Genomic DNA, 8817 nt, shown 5'->3' on the forward strand with positions numbered 1-8817 from the left:
ATGCGGTCGGCAACACCGGCATCGGCGACGACGACACGGTCGCGATCGACCGCGTCAATCCGACGGTGACCGTCAACATCGTCGACGCCTCGCTCAACAACGCTGACCCCACTTCTGTGGTAACGTTCACCTTCACTGAAGTGACCTCTGATTTCACGCTCGCCGATGTGACAGCCGTGGGAGGCACCGTCACAGGGCTCACAGGGTCGGGAACAACTTATCAAGCAACGTTTACGGCCGCATCGGGCTTTACTGGGACCGGATCTGTTTCGGTAACGGCCGGGAGCTATGCTGACCCGGCTGGAAATACGGGCGCAGCAGGCTCCGACAACGTGTCGATCAGTCTACCAAATGACAGCACTGCGCCCACCATCACTCTTATCGGCAGTAAGCAGAATAGCCAGGGAAGCGGCAGCAGCCTTTATCTCGTGTTTAGCGAGACCATGGATCATACGTTTTTTGATGCCTCCAAGGTCACAATCAGTGGAGGCTCAATTACTGGGATTGGAACTTGGGGGCCGGTCACCATAGCCGGGACCACCTACCAGGAAGTCTATTCTATCCCCATTACTAAGACGGGCAACAATGGGTCGGACTATTCCGTCACCGTTCAGGGCGGTGCATTCAAGGACGTGGCCCAGAATCCCAGCGTTGCTCACACGCAGGTCAACGGCCTCAAGCCCGCCGGTACCTCCGGCGAGCCTATCAATCTCGCCCTCACCGATCCATCGCACGAAGGCGCACTCATCACCGTTACAGTGAAGGACGTGCCTTCGGGCTGGACCATCGACGGCGCAAATCACAACGCCGACGGAACCTGGACGACACAGACCAATGCCGTCCACGATCTGACCGTCACCACACCGGTCGAATTCACCGGCGCCGCAGTGCTCGACGTGCAACTGACCTGGGTCAACGCGGACGGCACCTCGGGCAGCATGTCGATCGCCGACAATGTCGAAGCCTACGCCCAGGGTTCGCCGATCTTTGCCTGGTCCGGCGACGACGTGTTGACCGGATCGAGCGGCAACGATCTCTTCGTCTTCTCGCAGCCGATCGGCGCCGATACGGTGCACAGTTTCGATGCGGCGGCCGACCAGATCGACCTTATCGGCTACAACGGAGTGGCAGATTTTGCCGATCTCCAGACACACATCGCCGACGACGCCCACGGCAACGCGGTGATCACGCTCGGCGATGGGCAGTCGATCACGCTGGACGGCGTCCACTCGGGCGCACTGACGGCGAGCAATTTCGTCTTCGACCAGACGCCGGTGGTCAACAATTCAGGCACCATGACGATCGGCGACGGCGCCTTGCTGCCGCTAAGCGGCACGATCAACAATACGGGCCTCATCTCGCTGGACTCGACCGGCGGCGATACGCTGCTGCAAATCATTCAGCACGGTGTGACGTTGCAGGGTGGTGGGCAGATCCTGCTGTCCGACAGCGCCGCCAACATCATCTCCGGCACCGGGCCGGACGTCACTCTGGTCAATGTCGACAACACGATCTCGGGCGCCGGTCAGCTGGGCGGCGGGATGCTCGGCCTCGACAACCAGGGCACCATCATCGCCACCGGCTCGAATGCGCTGGTCGTCGATACCGGAGGCAGCGCCGTCGTCAATTCGGGAACGCTGGAGACAACCGGCTCCGGCGGCCTTACGATCACCGGCGGGCTGGCGAATTCCGGCATGCTGTGGGCCAATGGCGGCAACATTGACATCAACGGCCAGGTCACCGGCGACGGCGATGCCACGATCGGCAACCTGTCGAAGCTGGAGTTCGGTGCGGCCTCTTCAACCGACGTCACGTTCGCGGCGAATGCCGCCGGCACATTGCAGTTGGACGATTCCTTCGATTTCAGCGGAAGCATCGCCGGCATCACCAATGACGACAAGGTGAACCTCGAAGACATCCTGTTCGGTGCCGGAACGTCCGCTGCCTACCAGGCGGACCTCGACGGCGCCGGAGGAACGTTGACCGTCACGGACGGCACGCACAACGCCACGCTCCACCTGCTCGGCGTCTACGATGCCCACAGCTTCACACTTGCCGACGACGGCACCGGCAGGACGGTGGTGCAAGTGAGCGACTTTGTGATGTGAACCAAAGGAGAGCCGCGCAGACACTCTCCTCATGCTGCCGGTTCCTGATTCAGCTTACGAATTAAGGTTTACGGCAGGAATAGGAAGGGACCACGTGGCCGGTTGGACGATCCGGAGTAGTATCGGTTCCGGGCGTGGACAGGGGGGCGGTTTTCCGCTGGGTTTTTGAGTAACAATAAATCCCAAATTGTGAAGGATGCGCTTCGGGCATGCCGCCGCTATTTCCTGGTTGCGGCGGCGTTCAGCCTGGCGATCAACCTGCTCTACCTCGCCTCCCCACTCTATATGCTGCAAATCTATGACCGGGTCGTCACCAGCGGCAGCGAAACCACGCTGGTGATGCTGACCCTGGTGTTGCTGGCTGCCTTCCTGTCGCTGGCCGGCCTCGACCTGGTGCGCGCCGCCATCCTGACGCGCGCCAGCGCGCGACTCGACCGGCTGCTGTCGGCAAAGATCCTCGCCGCGTCGGTCGAAACGCCATCGCCCGGTTCCTCGCAAAGCCAGCCTATCCGCGACTTCGACACGTTCCGACAGGTCATCACCGGCAGCGGCGTTCATGCGCTTTTCGACCTGCCATGGTCGCCAATCTACATCGGCATCATCTTCCTGCTGCATCCATGGCTCGGCTTCTTCGCACTGGGTTGCTCGCTGCTCCTGATAGCCATGGCCGTGCTCAACGAGTATCTCGTGCGTTCGCCGCTGAAGCAGGCCAACGATCTGGCGACCACCAACTATAATTTTACGGAGATGAGCCTCCGAAACGCGGAAGTCGTTCGCGCCATGGGGATGATCGACGGGCTCATCCGCCGCTGGGGGCGCGACCGCAATCTGGCGCTGCGGCGCCAGGCGGAGGCGAGCGACCGCGCCGCACTGATGTCGGGCCTTATCCGGTTCCTGCGGCTCGCCATGCAGTCGCTGATCCTCGGTCTCGGCGCCTATCTGGTCATCGAACGGCAGATCACCGGCGGCACCATGTTCGCCGCGAGTCTCCTGCTGGGCAGGGGGTTGCAGCCCGTCGAGCAGATCGTCGGGCTCTGGCGCAGCCTGATCCTGGCGCGAGCGGCGTTGGCAAGGGTCGAGAAGCTGGTCGACGGGGGCGCGCGGAACGAGAGATCGTTCAACCTGCCCAAGCCCAGCGGCAAGATCTCCGTCGAGCAGGTCAGCTATGCAATTGCCAGCCAGCAAAAGGTGCTTCTGCGGGACATATCGTTTCGACTGGAAGCCGGCGAGGCGCTCGGAATCGTCGGCCCTTCCGGAGCCGGCAAGTCGACACTGGCACGTAACCTCGCCGGCGTCATGCAGCCCAGTCGCGGCACCGTCAGGTTGGACGGTGCCGACCTGTCGCAGTGGGGGCATGACGCGCTCGGCGACCACATCGGCTACCTGCCGCAGGATATCGAACTGTTCTCCGATACGGTCGCCGCCAATATCGGGCGCTTCAAGACCAATGTCGACCAGGAGGTGATCGAGGCCGCACGGCTCGCCGGCGTACACGAGATGATCATCCGCCTGCCGCAGGGTTACGAGACCCAGATAGGCGAAGGCGGCGCCGTGCTGTCAGGAGGATATCGGCAACGGATCGCCCTTGCCCGGGCGGTGTTCGGAACGCCGAAACTGATCATTCTCGACGAGCCGAGTTCCAATCTCGACGCCGATGGCGACCGCGCGCTGAGCGACTGCGCGATCGAGCTCAAGCGCCGCGGCAGCACGGTGATCATCGTTTCGCACCGTCCCTCGACCCTGGCGAATGTCGACAAGATCCTTCTGCTGCGCGATGGCGCGGTCGAGGCCTTCGGCATGAGAAACGAGATCGTCGCGCTGCTCAACCAGCGCGCGGCGCCAATGGCGGTGGCAACCCAATGAGCTGTTGCCGGAGAGATCGATGAGCGACGGCGCCCTTACCTACCGGAGCCTGCCCGGTGAGGCTGGCATCCTCGCACCGGATTCGATCCGGGTGCCGGCCTTTGTCGGCCTGCTGATCATCGTCGGCTTCTTCGGTATCTTCGGCGGCTGGGCTGCATTTGCGCCGTTGAACGGCGCCGTGCTCGCCGATGCCATCGTCAAGGTGGAAGGCAATCGCAAGAGCGTACAGCACTTCGACGGCGGAACGGTGAAGGAGATCCGCGTCAAGGACGGCGACATCGTCAGGAAGGGCGACATGATGCTGGCGCTGGACGACACCAGGATCCGGTCCGAGTTCAATCTCTATGCCCAGCAATATGCGCTGTTGCGCGCAACCGATGCCAGGATTCGCGCCGAACTGGATGGCAGCAAGGCTGTGGTCTTCCCGAAGGACATCCTCAAGGAGCATGAGGCGTACCTCAGGGATGCGATGGCAAGCCAGATCGCCGATCTGGAAAGCCAGCGCGCCTCGATGGCCGGCGCCAGACAAATCCTCGAGCGGCGGATTGCCGAGCTTGAGGAGCAGATCCAGGGCAAACAGTCTCGGGTCGAATCCTACCAGGCCCAACTGCGATCGACGATCGACGAGAAGGCCAGCCTTTCAAAGCTGCTCAAGGCCGGATTGACGACCCGCCCGCGCATTCTGGAATTGGAAAGGTCCGCATCGGATCTGCAGGGCCTGATCGACGAAAACCTCGGTGCGATCGCCGGCAGCCAACAGAGCAAGGCCGAGCTCGATAGCCAGATCGCGCAACTGACCAATGAGCGCCGAGCCAAGCTGTCGGCCATGTTGATCGATACGCAATCGAGCCTTTCCGACCTTGTGCCAAAGATGTTTGCAGCCCATGCTGCCATGGACCGGGCCGAAGTGCGCGCGCCCTATGACGGTCAGGTAATGAATCTCAGCGTCTTCTCGATCGGCGCGATCGTTTCGCCGGGCCAGACGATCCTCGACATCGTGCCGACCGAGAATTCGCTGATCGTCCAGGCGCAGGTTCGCGTCGAGGACATATCGAACCTACGCCCCGACATGGCAGCCGAAATTCGTTTCACATCCTACAAGCAGCGATCGATTCCCATAATACATGGACGCGTCACCCGCATTTCGGCGGATCGCATTACCGACAGCAAAACCGGGTTTCCCTACTATCTAGCCGACGTAGCGGTCGATCCGGTGGAATTGGCGGCAGCCCCGCAGATTGCGCTATATCCGGGCATGCCGGCGTCAGTCATGATCGTCACCGAGGAACGCACCGCACTCGACTATATTTTGGGCCCGCTGGTTGTGTCGTTCCACTCGGCGTTTCGCCAGAAATAGCGAGCTTCGCCGAACATATTCGAGCCTGCCGGCCAATGCGGCGGCCAGCGTCCTTACCCCAGCCACTTCTCGTAGTCGGACACCAGCAGGTGCACCGGGGCGACGTCCTCTTCGATGTCTGCGAAGCGGCCGATCGGGTCGCGAAACACGTTGTCGGTGAGATCGTCGTTGACGGTCGACACTTCGCCGATCAGCACATCCTTGCCCTCGGCCCAGAAGGCGTGCCAGACGCCCGGCAGCAAGGTGACGCTCTGGCCGGGGTCGAGCTTCAACAACCCACCCGCCGGCAGCCTGTGGATGGTTCCGTCTACAGGCACCGACACTTCGGCCTTGGGATCGATGCCGCCGTCGCGATCGTGCATGAACAGTTCCAGCACCAGCTTGCCGCCACCACGGTTGATGATGTCCTCGGCCTTGATATTGTGGCGGTGCATCGGCGACAGTTGGTCCTTGCGCGAGATCATGATCTTCTCGGCGTAGAGCATGCCCATGCCCTTCTTCATGTCCTCGTAGCGGCCGTTGCGGACGGTGAACAGGAACAGGCCGAGATCCTTGAACTTGCCCTGCCCGTAATCCGTGATGTCCCAGCCAAGCCGAGAGCTGAAAACGGCCGAGGAATCCACCTGACGCGCCTTCGCCTCCTCGGGTGACCAATAGGCGAAGGGCGGCATGATGTAGCCGAACGAGCGGATGAACGCGTCGGCTTCGCGGATGATGTCATTGATGGCGGAGCGTTTCATGATCATTACCCTTCATGTCGATTTTGCCAAAGCGCCTCGCGTTCGACGGAGTTCATGCGGCGCTTGGGGTTGTTAGCATGCATGCCGTGATCCCAAAACCGCTACACACTTTTGCGCGACATGCTTTGGTAAATCGCTTAGCCCAACGCCGATCCGGTGTCGATCCGGCCTGGCCTTTCGCCTCGAGCACATGGACCATAGACCGGGTCCGCTGGCCGCGTGACATCGTGTCGGTTCAGGGTCATAACCGCCGCGGATTTCCACAGAGTGACAGCTGATGCCGACCATCCACGACCTCGATACGCCGTCGATCCTGATCGACGCCGCGCGCGCCGAAGCCAACATTGCCCGCGCCCAGGCCCATGCCGACAAGAATGGGCTCAAGCTGCGGCCGCATATCAAGACGCACAAACTGCCCTACTGGGCGAAGAGGCAGGTAGCGGCGGGTGCGGTCGGCATCACCTGCCAGAAGATCGGCGAGGCCGAGGTGATGGCCGATGCCGGTCTCGCCGACATTTTTCTTCCCTACAACATTCTTGGGCGCGCCAAGCTGGAACGGCTTCTGGCGCTGCACAGGCGTGTCATCCTCTCGGTGACCGCGGATAGCTTGGAGACGATTGAGGGGCTGGCGGCGACCTTCACCGATGTCGGCCATCGCCTGTCGGTGCTGGTCGAATGCGATACCGGCATGGGCCGCTGCGGCGTACAGACGGCCAGCGAAGCGGTTGCGCTGGCGAGACAGATCGACAGAGCCGGCGGCCTCGCCTTCGGCGGGCTGATGACCTATCCGGCCGTTGGCCGCGCGGCGGAGGCCGAAGCCTGGCTTGCCGATGCCAAGCAGACGCTTGCCGCATCGGGTCTCGCCTGCGAACGCATCTCGAGCGGCGGCACGCCGGACATCTGGCGCTCCAGCAAGGCATCGGTCGTCACCGAATATCGCCCTGGCACGTACATCTATCTCGACCGCTACCAAGTCGCGAAAGGCGTCGGCAGTGTCGACGATTGCGCGCTGACGGTGCTGTCGACTGTGGTCAGCCATCCCACTGCAACGCGCGCCATCCTCGATGCCGGCAGCAAGGCGTTGTCCAGCGATACGTTGGGGCTCGCCGATTTCGGCGAGCTGCTCGGCATTTCGGGAGCGCGGGTCACCGGCTTGAGCGAAGAGCACGGCACCGTCACGCTTTCAGGCGACAGCAAGCTGCGCATCGGCGATCGGGTGCGTGTCGTCCCCGATCATTGCTGCGTGGTCACCAACCTGTTTGACGAGGTCAATCTGATCGACGGCGACACGGTGCTGGAAACACTGCCGGTGGCAGCGCGCGGCCGCACCGGCTGACGCGAATATCCAAACGCGTGTCCAGGGCATAGTGCATGGTCGACCCCTGTCTAAGGTCCTGCTTGCCCCTGGTGTTCCCTTACGTCAATCTGCCTTCAGCAAGCTGGCCATTGGATGGTTTGCGGCTTGTTCGGGAGGAAACGAAAATGGCTTACGCAATCGCGCATTATTTTCCTGGCGGCACGAAGGAGCAATACGAGGCGTCAATCGCTGCGGTGCATCCAGCAGGCGGGAAAAGCCTGCCAAAAGGCCAGGTCTTCCATGCTGCCGGCCCGTCGGCCGGTGGCTGGTCAATTGTTGCGGTTCACGAGTCCAAGAAGAGTTGGGAGCAATTCCGAGATGACATTCTGACGCCTCAAATGAAAACGGGCATCAAGGGTGGGTTCACCTCGCCGCCTCAGGAGACCGCGTTCGAGGTTCACAATCTGCAGAAATGACAAGCTGTTCAGAGACGATGAACAGTTGATCTATCGATGCACCGGCGCGATGGCGCCTTAGATCCGCTCGGCCTGCCTGGCGGCGACGCGACGCATTGCAATGACCCTGCGGCGGCGGATTTCCGTGCGCATCGCCATCAGATGCAGCGCGAAGAACAGCATCGTGAAGCCTAGAGCCATCACCAGCAAAGGCCACAGCAGGCTCGGATCGATGGTTGGCCCGCCGAGCCTGAACACCGAAGCCGGCTGGTGCAGCGTGTTCCACCAGTCGACCGAGAATTTGATGATCGGGATGTTGATAAACCCGACCAGTGTGATGATGGCGGCGGCCCAGGCGGCGCGGCTTGCGTCGTCGAGCGCGCGGCTCAGCGCTATGATGCCGAGATACATCAGGAACAGCACGAAGACCGAGGTCAACCGCGCATCCCAGACCCACCATGTGCCCCACATCGGCTTGCCCCAGATCGAGCCGGTGACCAGCGCCAGCGCGGTGAAGACGGCGCCGATGGGTGCGGCCGATTTCAGCGCGACATCGGCCAGCGGATGCCGCCAGACGAGGGTGCCCAGCGCCGAGACCGCCATCAGCGTGTAGCACATCATGGCGAGCCAGGCGAAAGGCACGTGGATGTACATGATGCGAACGGTGATGCCTTGCTGGAAATCCTCGGGCGCGGCGAAGCTCATGTAGAGCCCGACGGCGAGGATGAGTGCGGCGATGGACGCCAGCCACGGTACGATCCTGTCGACCAGCCCGACGAAGCGCGTCGGGTTGGCAAGATCCATCCAGCCGGTCAGGCGTGAAGTCGTGTCGCTCATGCGGTCTACATAGACCGCCGGCGCGTTCGGGGCAATCGAGCGGTGGTGTCGCAGGCTTCTTACCCTCCCCCTTGTGGCAGGGGAATCGCACATGAGTACAAAGGGACTCTTGTGTGGTGTGCGGAAATCGATTCTGAAAGGACCTCTGGATGATCGGAGG

General features: G+C 62.0%; 7 protein-coding genes. 5 read left to right on the forward strand and 2 right to left on the reverse strand.

Annotated features, from left to right (window positions below):
- Positions 1–44: 44 nt before the first annotated feature.
- The 3 genes from NKJ01_RS35475 (at position 45) to NKJ01_RS35485 (ending at position 5328) form a co-directional block, all read left to right on the forward strand.
- Complete coding sequence (locus tag NKJ01_RS35475; protein WP_352735193.1) at positions 45–2108, forward strand: Ig-like domain-containing protein; 2064 nt, start codon at positions 45–47, stop codon at positions 2106–2108.
- Positions 2109–2297: 189 nt separating this feature from the next.
- Positions 2298–3971, forward strand: a complete 1674-nt coding sequence (locus NKJ01_RS35480) for a type I secretion system permease/ATPase (RefSeq protein ID WP_352735185.1) — start codon at positions 2298–2300, stop codon at positions 3969–3971.
- A gap of 19 nt (positions 3972–3990) precedes the next feature.
- Positions 3991–5328 (forward strand): HlyD family type I secretion periplasmic adaptor subunit, encoded by a 1338-nt coding sequence (locus NKJ01_RS35485; RefSeq protein WP_352735187.1) that lies wholly within the window; start codon positions 3991–3993, stop codon positions 5326–5328.
- Positions 5329–5381: 53 nt separating this feature from the next.
- Here NKJ01_RS35485 and NKJ01_RS35490 read toward each other — a convergent pair whose 3' ends face one another.
- Positions 5382–6068: a D-lyxose/D-mannose family sugar isomerase gene (locus NKJ01_RS35490; protein WP_352608837.1), complete on the reverse strand. Its 687-nt coding sequence runs from the start codon at positions 6066–6068 to the stop codon at positions 5382–5384.
- 277 nt (positions 6069–6345) lie between these two features.
- On the opposite strand from NKJ01_RS35490, the gene NKJ01_RS35495 reads away from it, so the two are divergent.
- Positions 6346–7404, forward strand: a complete 1059-nt coding sequence (locus NKJ01_RS35495; protein WP_352735189.1) for a D-TA family PLP-dependent enzyme — start codon at positions 6346–6348, stop codon at positions 7402–7404.
- A gap of 146 nt (positions 7405–7550) precedes the next feature.
- The gene (locus tag NKJ01_RS35500) at positions 7551–7841 is read left to right on the forward strand and encodes a hypothetical protein (RefSeq protein WP_352608835.1); all 291 of its coding nucleotides are present in this window, start codon (positions 7551–7553) and stop codon (positions 7839–7841) included.
- 57 nt (positions 7842–7898) lie between these two features.
- On the opposite strand, the gene NKJ01_RS35505 is transcribed toward NKJ01_RS35500, so the two are convergent.
- Positions 7899–8657: a heme ABC transporter permease gene (locus NKJ01_RS35505; RefSeq protein WP_352735191.1), complete on the reverse strand. Its 759-nt coding sequence runs from the start codon at positions 8655–8657 to the stop codon at positions 7899–7901.
- Between the last annotated feature and the right edge of the window lie 160 nt (positions 8658–8817).

Origin of the sequence: Mesorhizobium sp. M0276, from assembly GCF_040321755.1 — a bacterium.
Classification (GTDB): domain Bacteria; phylum Pseudomonadota; class Alphaproteobacteria; order Rhizobiales; family Rhizobiaceae; genus Mesorhizobium.